The 24,613-nt window shown below is 42.3% G+C and carries 21 protein-coding genes; 6 read left to right on the forward strand and 15 right to left on the reverse strand.

Translation table 11 applies throughout. The features are described from left to right. The first annotated feature begins 118 nt into the window (after positions 1-118). The 3 genes from A3774_RS00515 (at position 119) to A3774_RS00525 (ending at position 3,107) form a co-directional block, all read left to right on the forward strand. Positions 119-2,083: a TonB-dependent hemoglobin/transferrin/lactoferrin family receptor gene (locus tag A3774_RS00515; RefSeq protein WP_067861892.1), complete on the forward strand. Its 1,965-nt coding sequence runs from the start codon at positions 119-121 to the stop codon at positions 2,081-2,083. Between the two features lie 77 nt (positions 2,084-2,160). After that, positions 2,161-2,574 (forward strand): heme utilization cystosolic carrier protein HutX, encoded by a 414-nt coding sequence (gene hutX / locus A3774_RS00520; protein WP_067861895.1) that lies wholly within the window; start codon positions 2,161-2,163, stop codon positions 2,572-2,574. 8 nt (positions 2,575-2,582) lie between these two features. Next, positions 2,583-3,107, forward strand: coding sequence for a HugZ family pyridoxamine 5'-phosphate oxidase (locus tag A3774_RS00525; protein ID WP_067861899.1), 525 nt, complete (start codon positions 2,583-2,585; stop codon positions 3,105-3,107). A 57-nt stretch (positions 3,108-3,164) separates the two neighbouring features. Here the strand turns inward: A3774_RS00525 and A3774_RS00530 are convergent, their stop codons facing one another. The 15 genes from A3774_RS00530 to A3774_RS00600 all read right to left on the reverse strand — a co-directional run bounded on the left by A3774_RS00530 (position 3,165) and on the right by A3774_RS00600 (position 20,079). Next, a complete protein-coding gene (locus A3774_RS00530; RefSeq protein ID WP_067861902.1) occupies positions 3,165-4,940 on the reverse strand; it encodes a type II secretion system protein GspD in 1,776 nt (591 codons plus the stop codon). After that, on the reverse strand, positions 4,940-5,347 hold the full coding sequence (locus A3774_RS00535) for a hypothetical protein (RefSeq protein ID WP_067861904.1): 408 nt from the start codon (positions 5,345-5,347) through the stop codon (positions 4,940-4,942). The genes A3774_RS00530 and A3774_RS00535 overlap by 1 nt, the downstream gene beginning before the upstream one ends. Positions 5,348-5,354: 7 nt before the next feature. Continuing rightward, positions 5,355-6,569, reverse strand: a complete 1,215-nt coding sequence (locus tag A3774_RS00540; RefSeq protein WP_067861906.1) for a type II secretion system F family protein — start codon at positions 6,567-6,569, stop codon at positions 5,355-5,357. Beyond that, positions 6,566-8,197, reverse strand: a complete 1,632-nt coding sequence (locus A3774_RS00545; protein ID WP_067861908.1) for a GspE/PulE family protein — start codon at positions 8,195-8,197, stop codon at positions 6,566-6,568. The genes A3774_RS00540 and A3774_RS00545 overlap by 4 nt, the downstream gene beginning before the upstream one ends. Before the next feature lie 4 nt (positions 8,198-8,201). Then, complete coding sequence (locus A3774_RS00550; RefSeq protein ID WP_067861911.1) at positions 8,202-9,290, reverse strand: type IV pilus twitching motility protein PilT; 1,089 nt, start codon at positions 9,288-9,290, stop codon at positions 8,202-8,204. After that, the gene (locus A3774_RS00555; RefSeq protein WP_067861914.1) at positions 9,290-9,925 is read right to left on the reverse strand and encodes a hypothetical protein; all 636 of its coding nucleotides are present in this window, start codon (positions 9,923-9,925) and stop codon (positions 9,290-9,292) included. The genes A3774_RS00550 and A3774_RS00555 overlap by 1 nt, the downstream gene beginning before the upstream one ends. Then, entirely contained in the window at positions 9,925-11,646 is a 1,722-nt protein-coding gene (locus A3774_RS00560) for a hypothetical protein (protein ID WP_067861917.1), read from the reverse strand. The genes A3774_RS00555 and A3774_RS00560 overlap by 1 nt, the downstream gene beginning before the upstream one ends. Continuing rightward, entirely contained in the window at positions 11,646-12,647 is a 1,002-nt protein-coding gene (locus A3774_RS00565; protein WP_067861920.1) for a type II secretion system protein, read from the reverse strand. Before A3774_RS00565 ends, A3774_RS00560 begins: the two co-directional genes overlap by 1 nt. Further along, positions 12,635-13,495 (reverse strand): prepilin-type N-terminal cleavage/methylation domain-containing protein, encoded by an 861-nt coding sequence (locus A3774_RS00570; protein ID WP_067861923.1) that lies wholly within the window; start codon positions 13,493-13,495, stop codon positions 12,635-12,637. The genes A3774_RS00565 and A3774_RS00570 overlap by 13 nt, the downstream gene beginning before the upstream one ends. Positions 13,496-13,685: 190 nt before the next feature. After that, positions 13,686-14,753, reverse strand: coding sequence for a type II secretion system protein (locus A3774_RS00575; RefSeq protein WP_067861926.1), 1,068 nt, complete (start codon positions 14,751-14,753; stop codon positions 13,686-13,688). 110 nt (positions 14,754-14,863) lie between these two features. After that, the gene (locus A3774_RS00580) at positions 14,864-15,043 is read right to left on the reverse strand and encodes a hypothetical protein (RefSeq protein ID WP_067861929.1); all 180 of its coding nucleotides are present in this window, start codon (positions 15,041-15,043) and stop codon (positions 14,864-14,866) included. A 666-nt stretch (positions 15,044-15,709) separates the two neighbouring features. Next, positions 15,710-16,777 carry a TRAP transporter substrate-binding protein gene (locus A3774_RS00585; protein WP_067861933.1) on the reverse strand — a complete coding sequence of 356 codons (1,068 nt, stop codon included), beginning with the start codon at positions 16,775-16,777 and terminating at the stop codon, positions 15,710-15,712. Between the two features lie 217 nt (positions 16,778-16,994). Continuing rightward, entirely contained in the window at positions 16,995-18,284 is a 1,290-nt protein-coding gene (locus A3774_RS00590; protein WP_067861936.1) for a TRAP transporter large permease, read from the reverse strand. A 12-nt stretch (positions 18,285-18,296) separates the two neighbouring features. Further along, the gene (locus tag A3774_RS00595; RefSeq protein ID WP_067861939.1) at positions 18,297-18,833 is read right to left on the reverse strand and encodes a TRAP transporter small permease subunit; all 537 of its coding nucleotides are present in this window, start codon (positions 18,831-18,833) and stop codon (positions 18,297-18,299) included. A 169-nt stretch (positions 18,834-19,002) separates the two neighbouring features. After that, positions 19,003-20,079, reverse strand: a complete 1,077-nt coding sequence (locus A3774_RS00600; protein ID WP_067861942.1) for a TRAP transporter substrate-binding protein — start codon at positions 20,077-20,079, stop codon at positions 19,003-19,005. Between the two features lie 725 nt (positions 20,080-20,804). Between A3774_RS00600 and A3774_RS00605 the strand changes: the two genes are divergently transcribed. From A3774_RS00605 to A3774_RS00615, 3 genes are all read left to right on the forward strand, one after another. After that, positions 20,805-21,392, forward strand: a complete 588-nt coding sequence (locus A3774_RS00605) for a CBS domain-containing protein (RefSeq protein WP_067861946.1) — start codon at positions 20,805-20,807, stop codon at positions 21,390-21,392. Between the two features lie 646 nt (positions 21,393-22,038). Then, on the forward strand, positions 22,039-23,817 hold the full coding sequence (locus tag A3774_RS00610) for a PQQ-dependent dehydrogenase, methanol/ethanol family (RefSeq protein WP_197467982.1): 1,779 nt from the start codon (positions 22,039-22,041) through the stop codon (positions 23,815-23,817). 93 nt (positions 23,818-23,910) lie between these two features. Further along, positions 23,911-24,579 carry a QcrA and Rieske domain-containing protein gene (locus tag A3774_RS00615; protein ID WP_067861949.1) on the forward strand — a complete coding sequence of 223 codons (669 nt, stop codon included), beginning with the start codon at positions 23,911-23,913 and terminating at the stop codon, positions 24,577-24,579. The last annotated feature ends 34 nt before the right edge of the window (positions 24,580-24,613 follow it).

Consider the following 24,613-nt stretch of genomic DNA (forward strand, 5'->3'; position numbering starts at 1 on the left):
CTCAATCAGGACCTAGAGAGATAGAAAAAACTCTAAATTTAACGAGCTAGCCATTGCTGATAACGCTATATGCAGCAAGCTAGAAAACTCAATTCTCATTGACGTAATAGGGGAATTCATGAAACCTAAACCTTTAGCGGTGCTCATCAGTAGTATTATTTCAGCTCCAGCAATGGCCGATGCTGTTGATAACAGCCCAGTCTTTAATGTCGGTGAAGTGGTTGTGAACGCAACCCGAATGGAACAGAAATCTGATGAAGTTTCACGCCCTATCACTGTTGTTGATAAGGAAACAATCGATAACATTCAACCGCAGTCGATCGCTGAAGTCCTAGCGAATGAACCTAATATATTAATTGACGGGGGCTCTCGCCCTGGCTTCCAAACCATTAATATCCGAGGTTTAGGCGACAATCGTGTGCTACAAACCGTTGATGGTGTACGACAAGATTTTGAATCTGGGCACCGTGCAAGCTACTTTTTAGATCCAATAATACTGAAGTCAGTTGAGGTCGTTAAAGGACCTGCTAGTACTCTTTGGGGGTCAGGCGCTTTAGGCGGTGTAGTCGCACAAACTACTATTGATGCCGCTGATATTTTAGAGAGCGATGATGATGTCGGCGGTTTAGTAAAAAGTAGCTTTAACTTTAACAATGATCAATTGACGACAACAGCTGTTGTCGCTGGTCGTACCGATTCTGTCGACTGGCTAATTAGTGGTTATGGTCGTGATTCTAATAACATAGAAATGGGTAACGGCCAGCCGTTAGAAGACTCGGCTTCAGAAGATCAAGGCGCTTTAGCTAAGGTTGAATGGCAAATTAACGAAGACCAATCCATCGCTTTTAATGCGCGCCATGCAACGGTTGAAGGCGGGGTTCCTTCTAATGGAGCATCCCATGTCAATGGCAGCAGTGTTTTCCTGATAGACAAAGATCAAGTTAATAATAGCCTATCTGCAGACTATAGAATCAATACAGAATCACCACTACTCAATGCACAGGTAATGGCTTACTGGAATAGTGTCGATGTGGATGAATCACGGGTAAGTGATGGTCGGATTGATAACACCGAAAAAGACACATACGGTCTAAACCTTAATAACCTATCACAGTTTGATAATTTCACACTGCTTTATGGAATTGATGGATCACATAGTAATTTTTCTGCTGAACGTAGTGGTGCTGATCGTCCAACCCCTCCTGATGCAGACATTGATGTCTGGGGTGCTTTTGCCCAAGGGGTTATTCCACTATCAGATAAATGGACAGTGGAGCTAGGTGCACGCTATGACTATTTCTCTACAGAAGCAAAAAACATAGGTGAAAGCCGCTCGGATAATGAACTATCCCCTTCCGCAGCACTGATCTGGCAAACAACCGATAGCTTAGAACTGACCCTTAGACACGACAGAGCCTTCCGAGCACCAACAGCTGAGGAGCTTTACAGTACAGGCACCCACTTCTGTATGGGGCCAGGCATGTGTAACACCTTTTTACCCAATTCTGATTTAAAAGCAGAAAAAGCCGCTAATACAGAGTTAATGGCCAAATTAAAGATCAATAATGCATGGACATTGAAAACATCTATTTTTGAAAACCGTGTAGATGACTTTATTGAGCAGACCGTATCGATGAATCCATTCCCCGGTAACACTTATTGGGAAAACGTTGATAAAGCAAAACTGCACGGGTTTGAGATTAACGCCTTGTATAGCCAGAACGATATTAATTTAGCACTAGGTTATGGCCAAACACGTGGTAAAGACCTTGCGACAGGTGATCCACTCAACAATATTCCCGCTAATACTTGGTCTGCAGATCTAAGCTCTAGCTTCCTAAATAACCAGTTAAAAGCTGGGGTACGTGTGCTACATGCGGAAGAGCAAGACTTATCCACAGGTGATGTCTATGATGACTACACTATAACCGACCTATATGCAGCTTGGCAGCCAGCAGCTCTCAAAGATTTGACCATCAACCTCACGGTTAATAATGCAACAGATGAATATTACCGCCGTGCATGGGCTGAAATTTATGAAGCGGGTCGCGAAGTATCTTTAGCCGCCACGTATAAGTTCTAAATAAAAGCACCTAAATTAGCAGGGTGATTCCCCCTTCAAATCACCCTGCTAATTTTCCACTTAGAGCATAAAAAGTAATGAATAAAGAAGATACTCAACCCCTAAATACGCAACTTACTGGTGATCAAGCTGAAGCACTACTGAAGGAGTTAGCAACTTGGGGCAATACCACTACGATTATTTTACATGGTGGGTCCGTATTTGAGTTTAAAGGGGCCTTTCCAAAAGGTGAAATTGGCCATGGTTACTACAACCTAACAGGTCCGGTTCCTGGTTTTCATGGACATATCAATTTAAACCTCATTCATCATATTAACTTTCAAGATAAACCTCATCGAGGTCAGGAAAGTTACGCCTTCAATTTCCAAGATAAAGACGATAGCAACATTTTTAAAGTATTTTTAGGACGAACAGAGGACGGTACATTAATCGCCGATCAAGTAGCCCGTTTTAAACAAATCAAACAGCAGTTAAGCTTAAGAAAAGAATAGGAATTCCCATGAGCAATGATTCACTACAAATTCGTGTACAGGAAGAAGTCTTAACATTTATCAATAGCCGCCAAAGCTTACAGTTAGCGACTGCAGGAAAAAACGGCGAGCCTTATGCCTCATATTCCCCCTTCGCAATTGGCGATGATTGTTTATACGTGTTACTGAGTGAAATGGCCGTACATGCGACCAATCTGCAAGAAAATTCAGTTGCTGCCGTTATGATTATTCAGGATGAAGACAGCGCCAAAGAGTTGTTTGCACGTAAGCGTGTTAATTACTCTATAAAAGCTGAACTTCTATCTTATGACAGCCCAGAGTGGAGCTTAGGCATCAATACCTTAGCGGAACGTCATGGGGATCGAATCAATAAACTCAGCCAATTATCAGACTTTAAGCTATTTAAATTAACCCCCACAGGCGGCCGATACGTTAAAGGGTTTGGTAAAGCTTACACGTTAGCAGGCGATGGGCTAACGGGTAGCGAAGTGCAGCATATGACCGGTGGACATACAAAACGCAACGCGGCATAAGAATATTTAAAAAAGGCGAGTGGTATCCTGCCACTCACCTCTCTTTAAAAGCAGTTATTAACCCGCATCAAACATAACTTCATCCGCAGCATCCCACCACTCCTGTGTTGCACTTGTACCTTTCGATGACTTTGACGGTAGTGGCTGAACAGGCTTAACTTCCGGTTGTTGAGCTCGGCTATTCCAGGCTTTATTTTCTTCCTTAAAAAAACGCGGTTCTGGTTTTTCTAAATCAGGAAATCCCTGATTATACTGCTGATAAAAACGGTTATTACTTCTTTCTAACTCTTGGCTGCTAGACGGTGTATTCAAAATACGTGGTGTAATTAACAACACCATTTCAGTTTCTTCTTCCTCTTCAATCGTACTGCGAAAAGCAGCACCTAAAACAGGAACATCACCCAAAAGTGGAACTTTTCGCTCATTGTTTGAAACCGTAGAGCGGATTAAACCACCTACGGCAACGGTTAATCCATTTTGAGCCGCCACTACGCCTCTTAAGCGAGACGTATTAATTGTATCTATCGAAAGGTTAACGACATTACCTGTTCCGTCGGTCACAGGAACAGTCCCGCCACCGGGGTTCAAGGTTGAGCTCTCTTGTTCTAAATCCAACAGGACAGAACCATCAGAGTTGATACGTGGTGTAATCTTTAACGAGATACCAATCTCTCTGAGCTCCGTTTGCGTCTCAATATAAGCAGGGGAAATAACAACACCGCTATCGATGGTCGCTGGGTTAAACGTAAAACCACGCGTCATAAGGCTCTCTTCACCAATAAAGAGGTCAGCCTCGCGATGGTTAGACGCCAATACCATCGGATTGGACAAGACTTTTAAACGCTTATTTTCTTCAAGAAACTCAATGTTAGCGCGTAAACGATCATTCAGATATTCGTAAAGGAATGAGCCTGAATTTAAGAGGCCATTATTACCAAATGAGGTTGGTGTTAGTGAATCATTACTACCAAAAGGGGCCAATTCAAAATTAAAAATAGAGTTAAAATCTTCACCCAACGAGATACTAAGAATCTTCATTTCCAGCATCACTTGTGGAACAGGGATATCCATCTGCTTAACCAAACTAGAAATGGAGGCCAGCACTTTATCATCGTCTGTTCGGGCGATGATCATATTATGCTCGTTATTCACTGTTATATAGATAGGCTGGGGTTGTAAGGTGACCGCTTGTATTTTATTAGGATCTAAAGGCATAACACTGTTACTGCTGTTTACCCGTGTCAGCTGCTCTATCTGCGCTACTGAAAATTCAGAGGTATCTGCATTGCCATTACTGCCATAGCGCTGTGACGAGTTGTTTGAAGAACGGCTTGAAGAACGACTGGATGTACTATTTGAGCGACTGCCGCTTCGGCTCGATGTAGACTGCCCTGCTTCAATACCTAGCGATAGCTCAACACGATCTCCATAAAGATCTTCAATCGCTTGAGCAACAATTTGCACATTTGCATTACGTAATCTAAACACCTCAATCCGTTGACTCTCTCGTACAACTAAATCGCGCGTGTACTCTTCTCGCCCCATGATTCGATAAGTGTGAGTATCTTCATCATAACGATACCAGAGATCACTAATGCGGCAGATGGATTTGATTGCATCAACCTCTGAAACGTTCTTAAGGTGTATCGTAATGCTTTTATTGATCGCACTCGGGGTCGCTATAATATTGGACTGTGATAATTCAGATAGCACCCTAACGACATCACCCAAGCGGGTTTCAGAAAACTCAATCTCAGAAATTTTAACCGCAGCTGAAGTATTAAGAGCGAAAGCAAGTAATACAGCACTGATTATTATCTTGATATTACCCATTAGCGAAGCACCTTCATCTGCCCCAAAGTACCCGCCTCAATCGTGAGACTTAACCTTGAAATTTTTGTTATTCTTATTGCGTGCCTAGGATTGGTTGGATCAATATTAATCTCATCCCCTACCGTTACCATGTGAACACGATCCCCAGCAACTTCGATCAATGCCATAGGTGGGAGGCTTTTTCCCCTATCTACATACCCTTTAAACAACAGCACCGGCACTTTGACATCATCAGGCATACGTCTAAAACCACGACCAAACGTATTCAACACCCCGTTAAGACCACCGGCCTCATCTGTATTTTTAAGTGTTTGTGGCTCACTAAAAGGGTCACGCATCACCAAAACTTCCTCTGCATGCGCGGTATTCCAAACAACCAAAGTAATTAGTAAAAAAATCCGATTCATAAAACACCTAACCCGATACAGCAAACATTGATTTAAAGAAGCCATAGTAAACATATCCAACAATCCCACCGATCATCAGAATTGATATAGGCTCCATCGCAGCGGCCAACGCTTTCGTAATAGAACGCACCCGCTCCTCATAAAAACTGCCAGCATCTTGCATCACCTGCACCATATTTCCGGTACGTTCTCCCACCAGCGTCATCTCTTGAATAAGCCCTTCAATATAAGGTTTACGAAAGCTTTTCCCCATATCATCGCCACGCAAAATATCCTCAGCTGCTTGAGATATATCCCGTGCAATCATTTTGTTATTAATCAAAGAGCTAATAATCTGTAACGACTGCACAACAGATATGCCACTTTGCAACATACTGGTTAACCCCCAAGTAATCTGTGACATTGAGCTAGCCGAAATCATCTTGCCAATAAGCGGTGTCTTAAGAAGAATCAGGTCTAGAAACAAACGCCCTTTGGGCTGCCTATAGGTAATAAAAATGGAAACTAAGATGGCAATGATGCAAACGATAATCAGCCACCAATATTGATGAATAAAATTGGAAATACCCATCATCTGCAGCATTTCGGGTGGCGGAACGCGACCCGTTTTTGCAAAGAAAGCAGCAAACTTAGGTATGACAGTAGACATCAAGAAGATAAACACACCCACCGTCATAAACAGCACAACCGCAGGGTAGGTCATGGTGGAAATTAATTGGCTTTTAATCTCCGCCTGACGCTCCATAAAACTCGCGATACGTACTAACGCTGGTTCTAATTCACCACTAGCTTCTGCGCTTCGAATCATATGCAAGGCTAAAGGCGTAAATATAGCTTCATGCTTTTCCATCGCTTGGGAGAAAGATCTGCCTGCGCTAATTTGATCATTCATATCATCAATGATCCGAAGCATTCCTCCCCGCTGTATTCCCCTTAATATATTGAGCCCTTCAGTCACCGAAAGCCCAGAGCGAAGCATTAACGCAAACTGCCTAAAGAAAAATATTTTTTGTGAATTTTTAATCGGTAGAAGCGCACTGATCTCATCCAATAAACCAACATTCGGCTTATTTTTCTCGTTTTTAGATGTACTTTCATGAATATCGGTAATATAGATACCTTTATTCTGCAGTTTGGCGATTGCCGCATCATGATCGACCGCCGAAATAGTGCCACTGCGAGCATCGCCCGATGTGCTAATACCGTTGTAGGAGAACTTCATCTACCCTCCTCCACTAACCTATGCACTAAACCTAAATGCTTAAGCTCATCTAATGTAGTTAACCCCTGAATCACTTTCTCGCAGCCATCATGGGCTAGGCTGACATAGTATTGCGCATGCTTACGTAACTGTTGTTCGTCAGCACCCTGGGTAATTAACTCACGAAGGAGATCATCCACCCACAAGGTTTCAAACAGCGCGATCCTACCTTTAAAACCTGTGCCATCACAAAGAGAACAACCCTGAGGATGGGACAGCATTACCACTTGATCGGTTTCCTCTATACCTAAAGCATCTAACTCAGCTAAGTCAGCCTCCATCTCTAACTTACAATGCTGGCAAAGCCTTCTCGCCAAGCGCTGTGCCACGACTCCCTGTAAACTAGAAGCGATCATAAACGGCTCTAAGCCAATATTTTTAAGCCTTGTAACACTAGCAATCGCCGAGTTAGTGTGCAAAGTGGACAGAACCATATGACCTGTAGTCGCGGCTTTAAGTGCAATTTCAGCCGTTTCTGGATCACGTATCTCCCCCACCATAATCACATCGGGATCATGACGTAGAAAACTACGTAGCGCTGAGGCGAAATTTACTTTGGCATTCATCTGTACTTGCGAAACACCCTCGACAACCATCTCCACAGGATCTTCCGCCGTTAGAATATTAGTACTTTCGGACTTTAACTGAGTAAGCGCGGCATAGAGTGTTGTTGATTTACCACTACCGGTAGGCCCTGTAATAAGAACGATGCCATGAGGTTGCGCAATAACACGGCTAAACTGGCGTAAGCTTTCAGATGACATACCCAGTTGGGTTAAGGTTAATAATTGATTATCAGTCCCTAATAGTCGCAGTGTAACCCTTTCACCATGTTTGGTTGGCGCAGTCGCCACCCTCATTTCAAACTCTATATTGGAAGGTGTTACATAATCAGCACCACCATCTTGGGGCATGCGCGTTTCCGCAATATCTAAATGGGACATTACTTTAATACGACTAACCAAAGAGCTGCCTTCAGCTAGCGAAAAACGCTTACCATACTGCTGTAAACGTCCATCAACCCTAAAACGAATCAAATAAAATTCAGTCTGAGGCTCAATATGTATATCCGAAGCGCGGTGCATATAGGCAGAATTTAATAGCTGCTTAAATGATTCCACCGCATCAAACCCTACTTCAGGGGTGTGTATCTCTAGATCTATACGTAAGCAGCTTTCGAAGGTTTCCGGATCGGTTACACAAAGCTTAATATCGGTTTTAAAAATCCGTTGTACTTGCTTCTCCAGTGCAGGGTTTTCAGGCGAGTCAGTAACAACATAGATCGCCTCATCTTCATTAGATGCAACCTCAATCGGTAAAATACGCCACTGACGAACAAGACTTTGAGGTATTAAGTTTAGCTGTTTCTTATTAACCCGAACCTGTGATGAACGAACGAAGAGTAATCCCTGTTCACTGGCATAAGCATGGTAAAAGCTACTCAAAGATAGACGCTGCTGATAACAAAGTGCAGTCACCTCATCCAACTGAAAACGACGTGCATTTAAGCGCGCCCCTGTTTGCTGTTCAGGAGTTATAAGTCCTTGATTTAATGCTGCCTCAAGCAGAGCCTTTCCTCGAATCGCCATAAGCCTACCTATTTAAAACCTTGAGCGCGTTTTCAAACTGCTCTTTTCTATAGGTTAACTGCAGCGCTTTTTCATAAGTAATTAGCTTATCTTTAACACGCAGAGCTAAAGCATATTCAAGGGTTTGATTACCTTGTGAGCGACCTGTTTCCATCACTGAACGAATCTGTGCAGAGTTTTTCTCACGGATCAGATTCGACACTGCACCGTTAACCATCAGGATTTCATTCACAGGTACACGACCCGATCCGTCTGCGGAAGACACTAATATTTGCGTAACAACAGCACGCAAACTCATGGAAAGTTGCTGACGGACAGTATTTTGTAGATCACCGGGAAACATACCGACAAGACGATCGATCACACCTACAGCATCATTAGTATGCAGTGTGGCAAAAACCAAGTGTCCAGTTTCCGCAGCAGTAATTGCCGCATGCATAGTTTCAAGATCTCGCATTTCGCCTAACAGCATAACGTCAGGATCTTCTCGCATAGCACTGCGAATAGCATCAGCAAAGCTCAGTACATCCTCACCTACTTCTCGCTGATGGACGACAGAGCATTTATTAGGGTGAACAAACTCTATCGGGTCCTCAATCGTCAAAATATGGCAAGCACGCTCCTCATTAATTTTGTTAATCATGCTCGCTAAGGTTGTGGATTTACCACTGCCTGTAGTACCCGTAACAAGAACCAGCCCATCCTTTTGGCCTGCAATCACTTCTAGTTGCTCGGGAAGACGTAACTCTTCGAAAGTACAAAACGCATTATTTAAGGCACGTACCGCAAATGCTAAGCCTCCTCGTTCGAAATAAAAATTTAAACGGAAACGTTCACCCTCTGCGTTGCTATAACCTAAATCACAACTACGTTGAGTTGTTAAATGCTCGAACTGCTCTGCTGATAAAAGCGCCTCGGCCATCCCTTTCAGCGTCCCTCTTTCTAAAACAGGCAACTGGTTCTGTTCGAGTAATTCTCCCTGTATACGAAAAACCGGATAAACATCTACAGAGCCATGCATATCAGAGGCACCGAGTGCCAACATAGACGCCAAAAGATCTTCAAATTGTTGTTTATAAAAATGACTATTCATTACAATGCCAACGTAATCTGAATATCTAACACATGCCCGCCACCCAATGCTGTACGGTCAGTTCGGCTAATCTGTACTTTGATGGGAACAACTGAGTATTCCAATTTAGAGAGTCTTTGAATAAAACCATGCAATGCACTATAACCACCCTGTAAATGCAGGTCGTACAATGGTCTATTCAGCGATGAGGCAGAAGCCTTCTTCGTTTTTGTAGAGACAAACTGAATAAGGTTCGCTTGGCTTTGAACTTTTGAGAGCAGCTGCAAGTTACTTTCTTTCGCATTACGATTCACATCGCCTACCAATTGAGCAACTTTAGTTTTATCGCGTAGGTCAACAAATACATGCCCAAACCCAGATAAGAGTGCTTTCTCTTCCTCAACCTGCTGATCCAGTTTTTTAATGTCTTTGGATTTAATCTGTTTACCATTTAGTTCAGGAAGTACAACTTTCTTACCCCTCTTTTGTTCGCGGGATAGTTTATTTTTAGCCGATTGCAACTGCTCGTCTAAAATCAAAACTTGTGTATTTAGATCTGCCCCTCGAGTAAAAAAGTAGCCACCTAGAACCAAAGCCAACCCTAAAACCAGTAACAACAATTTTTCCCGCGGCGCCATAGTCTCAAACAACGACATTATTCTGCCTCCTGATGTTTAAGCAAAAACTCAAAAGCATAAACACCGTTTTGCATCAAAGCCGTATCACCACTAAAATTACTAGGGCTTTTAGCTACATACATATGCAGCGCCTCTAAACTGATAGATAGCACTTGGTTGAAGTCATCAATACTGGCCTGATCTACCGCTTTTCCTGTCAACGAAAACTCATACCACTTGGTTTCTTTGAGTGTTTCAAGCACCACTCCATCATTAATACTTTCTGACAGTACGGGTAATAAACGCGCCATAAATGCTTGTCGTTTAACAATAACTTGTTCTACCAGCTGCTTTTCAGATTGGAGCAGCGTTAGATTTTTCTGTTTTTCCTTAAATAGCTGGATATTTTTTTCCGCTTCTTGAGATTCTTTACGCAGCTCTTTTTTAGACGCTTTAAATCGATTAAGCTGCTCCTCTTTCGCAATCAGCTCCTGCCTAATTTCTTCAAGCGTCCAATGGTAATAACCTTCATAAGCGGCAATAAAAAGCGGAACAGTTAGCACTCCCATAAAGACTTTAAAGTTTTTACTGCGATAAAAAGGATCTGGCGGCGGCATACCCGCTAGTGGAGCTAATAAGAGTGGTGATGCCCCCAAAAAGTGTTGGGCAACACCAAGTTCACATAACAGCGCCTCATCATTGAGTTGCGTACGACTAACAAGAGACTCTGGCGTCAGCCCCAAAACAGTTTCAAGATATGAGACCTGCTCGGAATAAGCATGATCAAAATCAGCAACAAACCAACGTGCTATATCAACAAAAGCCCCATTGCCTATAAGGTCAGCCACCGATGAGATATCTACCGGCTGGTTAGAACACTTAATCATTGCAGCATCTAATACGCGGCCATTAGAAAGTACCATGCAGTAAATATAAGCTTGGTGAAATTCAGTCAGTAGAATGGTTTCGTCACTCTCACCTAGCAAAGGGACTGTCGAACCAGCAAAGGGGTAGACCTGTCTTAAATTAAGGCGAGGTACTTTAGCTGAACCACTTATTTTTTTGACAGCTTCCAACCATTGTTGATGCTGGGCAATAGGCATAGAGGTACATAAATATTTTTTGGCTGCATCGCCCGCATCCAGCATCCCCACGGGATCAGACGCTTTATCCAATTGAGGCCGCCATTGAGTAACTAAACGTTGATCAGATAACTGCAACTGCTGTTGAATATGTAAACATTCTGAAATCTGCTCTTTAGATACCATCTGTTCACGAATAGCGACTTCACCATACCGCATCGGACCTCGCCCACTTGGTTGAGCCTTTTCTTCAGCTACTAAGGTTGTTAGTGTCTCGCGCTGCTCAGCATTTATATAACCACGCCCCATCAGTAACCAACCTAAGTCCCAATTTGGCGATTGAGTTGCAACAATGCCTTCCATCTCCCAACGCAGCATCTCCAGAAGATTGCCTTTATCTTCAGATTCAAAACTCTCGGTCACCTCAACCAAACCGGAGATCGCGCTAACATGCAGTAATAGCACTGTATTAGGCATATTTTTACCTAATACATTTTGCAACTGCTCAAAGACATCACCTAAAGCAGCAATAGGCTCAACCTTATGAGAGGTAACAGAAACTGTTACTTTTAATTCATCACGATTCCCATTAATAACTGTCGCTTTTAAATCAAAACCGTTGACTTTAAGAACAAGAATTCCTTTTCCCGCTATTTTTTTATGAAGGAACGACAACATTAATCAACCTCGAACTGTAAAGATGGTTGCGTAGAACGAGGGATAACTAAGAGACGGTCATAGCCTGTAATGACATTAGCGTCATCAATCACAAAAACAGCATGCTGCCCTGCGGGAATATAAGTACTTGAAGGCGTGACACTAGCACCACTTTCCATCCACTCTGATGAAGTAAACAAGCGAGACCTTTCGATTGAAGGTACTCCCCCAGAAGCCGCAGCTACTGAGAAATAATAGGTAGTCCAACGCTCCGCTGGGGTGGAAACTGCTTTATTTTTAAAAACAGCTAGCGCAACTTTCTGAGGGTTTGCACTGTAATTCGTTACTTGAATATCAAGCTGATTCAACGGAACTTGCCAATCTAAACTCGAAACCGCACCAGAAACAGGCACATCGAAGGGTGAAGGATGTTGCCTGTCATCGCCTTTAAAATTAAAGTAGTAGTCACCAACCGCTGTGCTACTCACTTCAAAACCTACCCCCCAACCATCTAAAAACTCGTTATTACTATCGATACCTTCCTGCAAATAAGCCCCGCGATAACCTTTTAGCTGAGCATATGAGGAAGATGCTAAAGAACTACCTGAAGCACTCAACTTCAGGTAGGGAGTTACACTGCCAAAAGCAGCCCAATCATTACTACCATCTTTGTTCCACACGTCATCTTTATAAATCAATGGAAATAACTCAGAAGCAGCTTGCGAGGCCGTACCGCTAGTGGGTGGTAGCACACCGTTATCGACCACAAAACCCGATAAAAGTGATTGGTTTTGGTAGGTTGATTGGTTATAAATAGCCCGTTTAATAAGCTTCATTTTCGCTAAGCTTTCATCGTAACGAAGTTGATTATCTTGGTTATCAATAAAAGCTAAAGGGGTACTAGCGATTAAACCGATAATGAGCATGACTAAGACTAATTCGAGCAATGTGAAGCCTTGCTGCTTAACCTTAGCACGACACCGGTTTTTGCCAATTGAATGCGTAGCAATTAACGTAGACATAAAACGATATCATCCCCGCTGCTGCTACATAGTAGATCTTGACTGCAATAATCGTCTTCCTCGTCATCTGTTTCAGCGTAATCACAGCTATTGGGCTCATACACACCATTAGAACCCAAACTCACCAAACGCGCAGCTCCTGGCACAAATGGATCGCGCTCGCCTGCCAATAGATCCAAATCTATGGCCAGATAAGGCCTCCCTAGCTGAGAAAATAACGTACTATCGGCCTCTGAAACTTTGCGCCATTCCAATAAACAAGGAGAGCTATGGCATCCATCGTTACTACGACTGACCCCCTCATCCACGGGGTAATGATCAAATGGGTCCGCAATGGCAACCACCGATTCTAACTCGGTGTTATAGATGAAATAGGGTTGTCCCTGCGTAGCATCAGCGCCACTAGCAGTCAGATCATCACCTATATCCACATAAAGATATTTATGGCCGCTTAAATAGGGGCCGCGCCAACCGCGGCGATAATCGGGATTCCAAGAACTCTCATCTTCGTCATAGCTGGGGTCTAGGTTTTTAAAAAGAAAAGACAGATCGGCAGGCGTTTCACGGGAAGGAATCACACCAGTATCGGTATAATAGGCTTCTATCGCGTCACCTATTTGTTGCATTTGATAACGGGCCGCTTGCTCAGATGCGTCTGAACCTACATCCCGAAATGAAGTGACAACGCCGCCCGCCACTACTAGCAACAATGCGGCAACCACCATCATCTCTAATAAAGTAAAACCGGACTGGTAGCGGAAAACCGCTTGCCTAAAAGGATCGTCCTTGACACTTTTAGGCAAACGGTCTAATAGAACAACTTCTTTTTGTCTGTCTGCTAAATACATTGATAGCCACATGATTTTTATTGTTTTTATAATAATTGCTAGAACAAACTAGCTATGTGATCTGTCGATCTGTTAAATAATGTCTAGCCCTTGGCTAGACATCACTCACGACCATTTCAAACCATACAATCACTCGATTAAATAATAAAAAAGGCAGAGGGCTCTCCCCCTCTGCCAACATTAGGAGTGATTACTCTTCCTCGTTACCTTTTGCTTCTGCAATCTCATCATCGTAAGCATCGCCACCAGCATCAAGTACTGCAATAACTTCCATATCCTCGCCTACGTCTTCCCACAAAGCAGGTGCACAAGTACCTGCAATATCATCTTCGATATTTGAACCATCCGGACATTCAGCTACTTTAACGACAATAGAGAAGTTAGAATATTTATCCGCAGGTGCATTACCATCCTGTGGCGCACGGGCAATCACTGAACCTAAATCAGCACTTGGGCCAACACCAAAGACAGCTAATACAGCTTCTTCATCTTGCCCTAATTCTTCAGGCTCATTAAAGAATGCCATAGGAACAGTATCGGTTCCCATAGAAGTTAGATCAGTAAAGTCCGCAGCAGCACCTGCACCAAATTCCCACTCATCGTCGTCTGCCACAAGGTCATTAAAAATCATCGATGGCTTAGTAACATCTACCAGTGCCACATCCTCAGCACTACCAGCAATCGTCTCTTCTGCCGTAGCATTACAAACAGTACCAAGAGCATAGCGAAGGGAAGTTAAACCATTCGCAGATAATGCACTTAAAGCGCCGGACGTCACATCGACCAATTCCAACTTTTCATACATATCGTTAGTAAGACCACCATGTACTCGCGGCACATTAGATGTAAGTCCACTAGCACTCAATACCGCTGACGATGCTCCATTTAAAGAAGTTAAATCTACTACCAACTCACCGCCTGAATCACTAACACCAGCAGAACAAATCAACGAATCTAATCCACCCGGCAGTAAACGTTTTTCTGCAACACTAAAAATATTCATACTATTTTCTAGGGTCGCCATAGTATGAACAGCGGTCGCTTGTGCTGCGCCTTCCTCTTTACCGTCCATATTAGAGATAACTGCACCGGCAATAATGGCCAAAATTGCCACTACAACCAAAAGCTCAAGCAAGGTAAAACCACCCTGCTTCGATTGTAATTTTTCACCCTTACTACGCAACTCCACGTCTTTAACTTGGGATAAGTCAGCTTTCTTAAATTTAGCTATCGTATTTTTTATTTTTTTAGTGTTCATCGGTTTTCTCAACACATTTACCGCATCTGTCTCGTACAGACTTTTGGATTTCTTAATTTTATTTTTTAAAGATGCAAACCCGCATTGCACTCTTATCTCATATCTATTTTTTACACATCAACAACAAAGCGGTATTGCTTTCCACAATGTAAAATAACTTCTTTTTGCTGACGTTTAAGAATCTTGGTTTCAATACGTATCTCGCCAAAGCCGTCGTGCTTAAGCACTTCATCAAACAATTCCATTAGCTTCTGTTTCGCCGACTCAGCGTTTTTGTTATTAACTTGCACGGGACAGCTCCAACCTTGCTTTTTAATTCAATGTTTATAACAGCGAGTTTATATTCGTAACTATTTTGTAATAACTACTATTGATACTAAGTGACAGCTAGCGTTTAAGAGTATTGTATTTAGGAAGAAAGCCCAGAAACTTTGGGATATTCCTTTCTCCTAAATCTATCGGGAAATATTCCCAAACTCATTAGCTCACACTAAGTTAACATCCTGTTTATACTGGAAAAATCCATTTAATGACTCCAAAATCTGCTTTATCATCCTATGTGTAACTTTATACATCCGATAATATATTCATAAATGAAAAGCGCGTTACAGGAAAATATCCCTTTTTAATGAAGTTTATTAACCAGTTAATCTCAGCATCTGTTTTAAACATTTAATCGAGCGATACTTACCAACAGAATATATAGCCCTTCAAACAGGATAAAAGTCGAGTCGGCAATTACCAACTTACCCTAAAAGTTTTAATTATTGAAAATTAATGGGATAGAAGACAGCAGGCTGGCGAGCGCTAAAGAGATAGCGACTAAAGAGGCGCGGGCTAAAAAAACAACAGAGGATCAGGAGGGAGCTCGATAGATAAAGATAAAAACTGTCGGGACAAGCTAAGAAGTTCCCTTCTTAACTTATCCCTCTATTTATGAAAAATATGTCGTTAACTCACTCAGACATACTGTTCAAATAAGCTTTGTCAGAGATATCTGTCCAAGTACGCGCTTTAGCCATATAAGCTGCTTGAGAGCGCTGTATACGCTTAGCTAACGGATCTTTTTCCGCATACTCAAGCAACAAGTCGATGTTAGCCTGTTGCATTGCATTAAGCACATCTTTAGGAAAAACTTTAACCTGTATATCTGGAAATTCACTTTTCATACGCGCCCAATGAACAGACGACTCATGATAAAAATGGATATACATATCATAAGCAGATACACGCATTGCAGTCTTTAAAATTTGCTGTAGATCAGCCGGTAAGCGCTCAAATGCTTTTTTATTGACCAAAAACTGTAATTCACTTGCAGGCTCATGCCAGCCCGTATAATAAAAAGGAGCTACCTTTTGGAAGCCCATGTTGATATCTAATGATGGACCTATCCACTCAACCGCATCAATCGTACGGCGCTCCAATGAGGTATATAACTCACCCGGTGCTATATTAACCGGCTTTGCTCCCAATTTCGCCCAGATCTCTCCGGCAAAACCTGGAATGCGTATCTTTAAGCCCTGCACATCTTCAAGAGAATTGATCTCTTTTTGGAACCACCCACCCATCTGTAAGCCCGTGTTTCCACCGGGAAAAGAATACATGCCAAAAGGAGCGTAGACTTCATTCATTAACGCCTGCCCTTCACCATAATAGAACCAACCATACTGCTCAGGGGTTGTCATACCAAAAGGCATTGTTGTGAAATAAAGGCTATTAGGTAGCTTGCCCTTCCAATAGTAGGAAGCGGTATGGCCAATGTCATACTGGCCAGCTCTCACCATATCGAACACACCGAACGGTGCTTTATGTTTGTTGCTAGAATCAATTCTAATCTTAAGACGTCCATTTGACATCGTATCGGTCAAATGAGCTAAACGTTTTGTCGTATCCCCTAACAGAGGGGTATTAGTACCCCATGTTTCAGCTAATTTTAGGTGATAAACCTTATCTTCTGCTTGTACCAGCGTAGTAAGCAGGAAACAACACAGTAAAATACAGCTTCTTATTTTCTTCACCCACATCTATCGATATCCCTAAGCATCATTAAGTAACTAAAGCCTGCATAGTAATATGCTCAACCCCACCTCTCAAATCAAACACAAAAATTAGATAAAAAAATGCCCCGTAAAACGAGGCAAGTAATCAGCTCATATAACAAAGCCAAGCATGGGAATCGATTATAAAATGGGCTATCACTAGCCCATAAAGATACAACCGCCGTTAATACATCACTGATCCTTAGGAAAGCCCGTAGAAAGCTGGGAATAGAAGTATTGAAACAACAACGGCTACTTGCATGATGATAAACGGCATCACACCTCGGTAAATATCTATTGTAGTGACTTGCGGCGGTGCAACCCCTTTCAGATAAAATAGACTAAATCCAAATGGAGGCGTCAAGAAACTGGTCTGCAAATTCATCGCAATCAAAATCGCAAACCAAACAGGCGCTATACCAAAAGCATCTGCCACAGGCGCAAGAATTGGTACAATAATAAAACTGATCTCTACAAAGTCGATAAAGAAGCCAAGTACTAAAATAGCTAGCATAGACAGAATCAAGAAGCCTGTCGCACCACCCGGCAGATCAGATAGAACCTCTTCTACAATGTAATCACCGCCTGTGTAGGTAAATGCCATTGAGAAGGCAGTAGCACCCAGCAATATAGCAAACACCATCGCCGTCACTTTAACCGTTTCTTTAGCTGAGTCTAAAACCATTTTCCAACTAAACTGACGGTAAAGTGCAGCCAGAACAATCGCACCAACACCACCTAGTGCAGAAGACTCTGTTGGTGTAGCAATACCAGCAAAGATAGAACCAAGAACGATCAAAATTAATGCTAGCGGCGGAATAATAGCGATCAACGCTTTAGTATATTGCTCGCGTTTGTTCTTCACATCATCATCTAAAGGCAGTGCGGGAGCCGATTCGGGCTTCAAATAACTATAAATCAAGATATAAACAACGTAGATACCGATCAACATTAGGCCTGGACCTACCGCGGCTTTAAATAAATCACCAACAGGAATACCAAGTACGTCACCTAAGATAATTAGAATGATCGACGGTGGAATAATCTGACCTAAAGTACCTGACGCACAAATAGTTCCGCAGGCTAGAGATTTGTCGTATTTATACTTCAACATAACAGGCAAAGAGATTAACCCCATTGCCACAACCGATGCACCTACAACACCTGTAGATGCGGCTAAAAGTGCACCGACTAATACAGTAGAGATCGCTAAGCCACCGCGCACCCCACCAAAAAGCTTACCCATCGACTCAAGCAACTGCTCAGCCAATTGAGTTTTTTGTAAAACAATCCCCATAAAAATAAACAGAGGAACCGCCATCAATACCGTATTTTCCATAATGCTCTGAATACGGAATGGCATAAAAGCGAACATTTCTGCGCCTTCGGCAAAGACACCGAAAAGCAAAGCAACGCCACCAAAAGTAAAAGCAACTGGGAAGCCGACAAGCAGCATAAGCAGCGCCACCGCGAACATGACAATACCAATCATTACTAAGGCCTCTTAATGTTGTGGGGGTTGATAATCGTCTGCCTGGCTATTACCTAGGTAAACGTTTAAAGATTTAAGGAGCAAACCCACACCGCTAATTAACATAGCGAAGAAAGCAAAAGGAATTACAGACTTAATAAGCCAGCGATAAGGTAGACCACCGGGATCACCCGATGTCTCGCCCAACTCAAATGCCTCACGCGCAAAATCAATACCATACCAGCCCACTAACGCGCAGAAAGGAAATAACAGTATCAAGCAACCTAACATATCAATTACAGCTTTAGTCTTTGCACTGAGACCTTCATAAATAAGATCCACACGTACATGTCCGCCGGCCTTTAATGTATAAGGTACGCCTAAAAGAAAGACAGCAGCGTAAAGGTGCCACTCCATCTCCTGCATCCCTATAGAAACATCATTAAAAACATAGCGCATAACAACATCGATAAAGACATTGAATAGCATTAACACAAACAGGACTGCAGAGATCTTACCCATCAGCTCTGAAAAGCTGTTGATCACCTGCTCCAGTCTCAATAGAAACATGCTAGCTCCAAGAAAAAATAGATAATGGCACCCTGAATAGGGACAACACTCAAAATACCAACGGAGGTTCTTTAACTTTAGATAATAAAAGGTAACTAAAGAATTACCCAATAGATCAACGTAAATAAAATAAGGCCTGCCCCTTCAACAGGCCTTATTAGAGATACGCTTAGTCAGACAAACTGTTCAAGTAAGCTTTATCAGAGATATTAGTCCACACACGTGCTTTAGCCATGTACGAAGACTGAGAATCTAAGATTTTCTTAGCTAATGGATCTGCTGCCGCTTTCTCCGCTAACAACTCATCATTTGCTTTACGCATTGCTGCGATAACTTCTGGCGGGAAAGTTTTAACCTGAATATTTGGGAACTCAGATTTCATGCTAGCCCAGTTCTCTGCAGATGCATGGTAAGACTGAATGTACATATCATACGCTGCGGTACGCATAGCGGTTTTAAGAATTTGCTGTAGATCTGCTGGCAACTTCTCATAAGAGCGTTTGTTGATAAGGAACTGCAACTCAGTTGCAGGCTCGTGCCAACCCGTATAATAGAACGGTGCAATTTTGTGGAAACCCATACGTAAATCAAGTGATGGGCCTACCCACTCAAGTGCGTCAATTGTACGACGCTCAAGTGCAGTGTATAGCTCACCTGGTGGGATATTTGTCGGCTTAGCACCCAGCTTAGCCATAACCTCACCCGCGAAACCTGGAATACGCATTTTCAGACCTTTTAGGTCATCTAATGAATTAATCTCTTTCTGGAACCAACCGCCCATCTGGTTACCCGTATTACCGCCTGGGAAGGACATAAGGTTATATTTACCATAAACCTCATCCATAAGCTCCTGACCACCACCATGATAGAACCAGCCGTATTGTTCAGGTGCTGTCATACCAAAAGGCATAGTAGTGAAATAAAGGGTGTTTGGCACTTTACCTTTCCAGTAATAAGATGCCGAATGGCCCATATCGTACTGGCCAGCACGCACCATATCAAAAACACCTAAGGGTGCTTTGTGCTTATTCTTAGAATCAATAGTAATTTGCAAGCGGCCGTTAGACATTTTATTTGCCAAATCAGCCATATTCTTTGGCGCATCGCCAAATATCGGAAAATTTGTTGGCCAAGTTTCAGCCAGTTTCAACTTGTAAACTTTATCAGCCGCCATCGCTGGCATGGCTAATACAGCTGTACACGCTGCTGCAGTGATCAAGGTTTTTTTATAAGTCATTTTGAACATTTTTATTATCGCCCTCTAGCTATATAACTGCGTTTGAAAAACCGTCAAAAAATTGGTCGTAATGGCAAGGATCTCCTGCCCAACAACATTACGACCATAAGTAGCACAATCTGCTAAGAATCAATCGGCTAAGAATCGATGATTCAGCCTAAACAGTATCACATAGAAGAGTCTGCTCTCCCATTAGAATTACTGCGCAAGCGATTAGCCATGAATACTTAGCTAACCTACGTACTATTACGTAGCACATGAATTATTTTATCAAGATGTGATTTTTTTAGCTTATTGAGCTTAAATTAGATTAGACTAGTTTTATGAATAAGATAGCTAGATTTTCTATATGCCATCATAAAAATAAAAGAAACCTCACCTATAGCGTGCGGGGACTATTGTTATTTCTATTCATTATCGTTTCCCAAATATCCAGTATCCCTTCTACATCACCCCTATCCCATTTAATTCTATCATCCGAAACTAATCTTCAATCGTCTGCACCTCCTTTTACAGCTGTTGATAATGATTATGATGAACTCATCGCTATTCATTCAACGCTGATAGATACACCATTTCTGCCACGACAAAAAGCAGACCTAACAACAAACCATAACCTAAGTCACAAAAAATGGCTTAAACCCTTGTCACAAGCCCCACCACAATACGGCTAGTACAAATACTTTTAAACTTTTTATCTTTTTTGTGCTGCCACTATTGGCAAGGATTTAACAATGAAAAATTACAACGAACTTAATACCGTATTTTTGGAAGAGTCAGATCTTGTTATGCGTCCTGAAGAACTGACTGAATACACGTTAGAAACTCCTGCGATAAATATTTTAACTGACTTCTTACACGTCCAACCTCTATCAATGGAGCTTGACGTATCTATAGATGATGCTCGTCATATGATGCGTAAGGTGCATGTACGGTCAGTATTGGTTATCGACTCAGATGAAACCTTTAAAGGCTTCCTGACACTTGCCGATCTAGAAAGCCGTTCAGCACTCAGCATTGCAACAACAGCAGGTATCAAACGCCAGGACATCTCTATTCGAGATGTTATGACCCCACGCGCTAAGCTAAAAGCAATCCCTTTATCAGAAATTCAGTCCGCTAAAATAGGCAACTTATTACAAACACTGAAACATGAGGGAACACCACATATTTTGGTTGTGGATACGACGAAGAATAGTATTCGCGGTGTGATATCAAGTAGTGATATTGCGCGCCGATTAAATATCTCTGTTGATATCTCTAAACGCGCAAATAGTTTCCAAGAGGTGGTCGGTATTCTTGCATCAGGGCAAGAGTATTAAATAGCTCAAAGCGATACCCCCTTTATAAATAAACCTCCTACCTAGGAGGTTTTTTATAGCTCGCTTAAACGCTAGGTACTGATATCACGCTTCTTTTATATCTGAGGTATTTATGTAATCGAATTAGCGACAAAGTCTCAATCTTCGACGCGAAACATTAACTAATGCATACGTATTTAAAATTAATAACAACATCATATAGACAATCAAAGAGCTAACCGCAGCAGATAACCCATACAAGCACATAAGCCACTTATTGCAGCAAAAATTTACATGCAAATATGAACAGTTTTCACTAAAGACTACACGTACTCAAATACTAATCTAAAACTGTTTACTTAAAGCCCTTCTCCCACTTTACTCATTATAATATTCAAACACCGAACACTTACTTACTATGACCCAGCACAACATATAACTACAAAAAACCGGTGTATCATTTTCGCAGCGCTCCTGCGACAACTGTGTACTAATTAAAAAAGCCATTTAGGCCCAACGAAAAGCATTAAAAATAAATCATTATATTTCAATAAGTTAAATTTTTAAAAACAGGCCCGCCTTATTGGCATGTTAATTGATTGAACAGTGTGCCAATCAAAAACTCAAAGAAGAGGCGTGGACAATAATGAAACCTTTTGGATTTAAAATGAAATATCTTAGCTGTTGTATTGGGGCAGTGGGACTGATGTCTAGCTACTCAGTCGCAGCAGCTAACCTGACAACGCTGAATAAAAAGATTGAGAATTACAAAACAGTCACTCACGAACGTTTAGTCGAAGCAGCTCCACAAGACTGGTTGCTACCGAAAGGTAACTACGAAGGCTGGATGTTCAGTAAACTGAAAGAGATCAACTCTAAGAACGTTAAACAGCTTAAACCTGTATGGACTTATTCCACTAACTTGGATTCAGGACATGAAGCACCAGCTCTAGTAAACGATGGCGTAATGTTTGTATCTACACCTTACAACAACGTTATTGCGCTAGATGCGAAAACAGGCCAATTGTACTGGCGTTATAAGCACGATAACCCTGCTGATTTAAGTGTTATGCATAACACCAGCCGTGGTGTTGCGCTATGGGGTGACAAAGTATATGCCGCTGGCTTAGACGGTACGTTAAATGCTTTAGATGCGAAAACAGGCGAGCGTCTATGTCAGAGCCAAATTGGTGACTGGAGCATTGGTGCCTACATTTCCTCTGCCCCTCTCGCAGTTAAAGGTAAAATAATGGTGGGGCCATCTGGTGGCGAATATGGTGTTCGAGGCTTCTTAGAAGCAATGGATGCAGATACTTGTGAAACCGCTTGGAAAACTTACAGTGTTCCAGGACCTGGAGAACCAGGCCATGAAACATGGAAAAAACAAGGCAAACGCCCTGACGCTTGGAAATACGGCGGCGGTAGTATGTGGATGCCAGGTAACTACGATGCTGAAGCAGATATGCTTTACTGGGGTGTCGGTAACGGCTCACCTTGGTTAGGTGATCAACGTCCAGGTGATAACTTATACGTTGCATCAGCGTTAGCGATGAATCCTGACGACGGTAAAATCAAAGGTCATTACCAATACCATTACAACGATTCATGGGATTGGGCAGCAATGAATGCTCCAATGTTAATCGATGGTATTAAGGATGGCGGTAAAAAAGTAAAAGGCCTCGTTTCACCACAACGTAACGGCTACATGTACTGGCTAGAAAGAAAGGCCGAAGGCAAGATCGGCTACCTTGAAGGTAAAGAGTTTGTAGACAATAACGCGTTTAAATCTTTAGACCCTAAAACAGGTCGTCCCACATATGATTACGATCATGTGCCAGTTACAGGCAAGCGTGTTGACTACTGCCCAAGCTTATGGGGTGGTAAAAACTGGCCGTACGAATCATATAACCCAGAAACAGGCATGATGTACGTTCCAGCGAACGACAATCTTTGTAACTCCTTTATTGGTAAGTGGCAAGATGACATTGAGCCAGCTTCAGGTCAATTCTGGGCAGGCATAGACATTCCAGAGCTAGATGTTTACGTAGCTGATCCAAGCAAAGGCGTAGGTCAAATGCAGGCATGGAGTGTAAATAGTCGTGAAAAAGTATGGCAGCACGACTATGGCAAAACTATGAACTGGGGCCCTGTACTATCAACATCAGGCAACCTTGTGTTCAGTGCTGGTACCAACGACCGTATGCTAAGAGCATTTGACGCTAAGACAGGTGAAGTTCTATGGGAATTCCCTCTGAACTCAACTGCTATTGCGCCACCTGTTAGCTACGAAGTTGACGGTAAGCAATATATTGCTATCACAGCAGGTTACGGCGTTGATGCACACTGGACTAACGGTGTACTAGCTGCCAAAGACGAAAGTGGTGAATGGATCACTGACGTACCTGAAGGTGGTGTAATTTGGGTATTTGCGTTACCTGACGCTTAATACTTCTATGGGGGAGCTGTCGTCTCCCCCTTTTCTCCCTAAACCAATAAAACTAAAAAGACTTTATTTAGCCGCTGAAATTTGAGGTGCGCAATGACAAAAGATAATAATGATATGCATGCCGATTTAAACAAAAGTACATGCTGCGCTTGTTCACAAGCCAATGAAAACAATGTTACAGACAACAAAAGAAGAAGCATCCTAAAATACCTAGCTGCCTCCATTCCCGCAGCAAATCTACTAACAGGGAATACAGCGCTAGCTGCAATGAAGAAAAAATCACCTGAAAGTAAGCTACCTCCACAAGTGGGTGATAGGTTAACTTACTTCAATAAACGTTTACGCGGGCCTAAGCTAACTATATCGGACCTTGAAATCTCAGATAAACAAACCCTCGTTGTACCAATAGATCCTAATACAGGTGAAGTACGTGATGGTTCACGTTACAACCAGATTCTGCTTCAGAAGTTATCAATAGAGCATTTATCTGAAGATACTCAAAAAATTTCAACACATGGCATTGTCGCTTACACCGCCATCTGCACCCATAACGGTTGCCCTGTTACAGGCTGGGTAAAAGATGAAGAAAATTATATGTGCCCATGCCACCAATCCGTATTCGATCCTAAGAATGGCGGAAGTGTTGTCTCGGGACCAGCAGCCAGAAATTTACCGGCATTACCGTTAACCGAAGAAAATGGTGAACTGGTTGTTGCTGCTGAATTTAATAGTTGGATTGGGTTTGGAAAACCACCGAAATAGACGGGCTTAGTTCTATTAAAAGCCTCAGGGTAAT

The sequence above is a fragment of the Neptuniibacter marinus genome, assembly GCF_001597725.1.
GTDB lineage: Bacteria > Pseudomonadota > Gammaproteobacteria > Pseudomonadales > Balneatricaceae > Neptuniibacter > Neptuniibacter marinus.

Bases quoted from the DNA above. Each gene is read 5' to 3' on its own strand.
- A3774_RS00565 (WP_067861920.1), bottom strand. From the start codon at position 12,647: ATGTCTACGTTAATTGCTACGCATTCAATTGGCAAAAACCGGTGTCGT.
- A3774_RS00525 (WP_067861899.1), top strand. From the start codon at position 2,583: ATGAGCAATGATTCACTACAAATTCGTGTACAGGAAGAAGTCTTAACA.
- A3774_RS00590 (WP_067861936.1), bottom strand. From the start codon at position 18,284: ATGATTGGTATTGTCATGTTCGCGGTGGCGCTGCTTATGCTGCTTGTC.
- A3774_RS00585 (WP_067861933.1), bottom strand. From the start codon at position 16,777: ATGTGGGTGAAGAAAATAAGAAGCTGTATTTTACTGTGTTGTTTCCTG.
- A3774_RS00600 (WP_067861942.1), bottom strand. From the start codon at position 20,079: ATGTTCAAAATGACTTATAAAAAAACCTTGATCACTGCAGCAGCGTGT.
- A3774_RS00545 (WP_067861908.1), bottom strand. From the start codon at position 8,197: ATGGCGATTCGAGGAAAGGCTCTGCTTGAGGCAGCATTAAATCAAGGA.
- A3774_RS00605 (WP_067861946.1), top strand. From the start codon at position 20,805: ATGAAAAATTACAACGAACTTAATACCGTATTTTTGGAAGAGTCAGAT.
- A3774_RS00615 (WP_067861949.1), top strand. From the start codon at position 23,911: ATGACAAAAGATAATAATGATATGCATGCCGATTTAAACAAAAGTACA.
- A3774_RS00535 (WP_067861904.1), bottom strand. From the start codon at position 5,347: ATGAATCGGATTTTTTTACTAATTACTTTGGTTGTTTGGAATACCGCG.
- hutX (WP_067861895.1), top strand. From the start codon at position 2,161: ATGAATAAAGAAGATACTCAACCCCTAAATACGCAACTTACTGGTGAT.
- A3774_RS00560 (WP_067861917.1), bottom strand. From the start codon at position 11,646: ATGTTGTCGTTCCTTCATAAAAAAATAGCGGGAAAAGGAATTCTTGTT.
- A3774_RS00570 (WP_067861923.1), bottom strand. From the start codon at position 13,495: ATGTATTTAGCAGACAGACAAAAAGAAGTTGTTCTATTAGACCGTTTG.
- A3774_RS00515 (WP_067861892.1), top strand. From the start codon at position 119: ATGAAACCTAAACCTTTAGCGGTGCTCATCAGTAGTATTATTTCAGCT.
- A3774_RS00540 (WP_067861906.1), bottom strand. From the start codon at position 6,569: ATGAAGTTCTCCTACAACGGTATTAGCACATCGGGCGATGCTCGCAGT.
- A3774_RS00550 (WP_067861911.1), bottom strand. From the start codon at position 9,290: ATGAATAGTCATTTTTATAAACAACAATTTGAAGATCTTTTGGCGTCT.
- A3774_RS00530 (WP_067861902.1), bottom strand. From the start codon at position 4,940: ATGGGTAATATCAAGATAATAATCAGTGCTGTATTACTTGCTTTCGCT.
- A3774_RS00575 (WP_067861926.1), bottom strand. From the start codon at position 14,753: ATGAACACTAAAAAAATAAAAAATACGATAGCTAAATTTAAGAAAGCT.
- A3774_RS00610 (WP_197467982.1), top strand. From the start codon at position 22,039: ATGAAATATCTTAGCTGTTGTATTGGGGCAGTGGGACTGATGTCTAGC.
- A3774_RS00555 (WP_067861914.1), bottom strand. From the start codon at position 9,925: ATGTCGTTGTTTGAGACTATGGCGCCGCGGGAAAAATTGTTGTTACTG.
- A3774_RS00595 (WP_067861939.1), bottom strand. From the start codon at position 18,833: ATGTTTCTATTGAGACTGGAGCAGGTGATCAACAGCTTTTCAGAGCTG.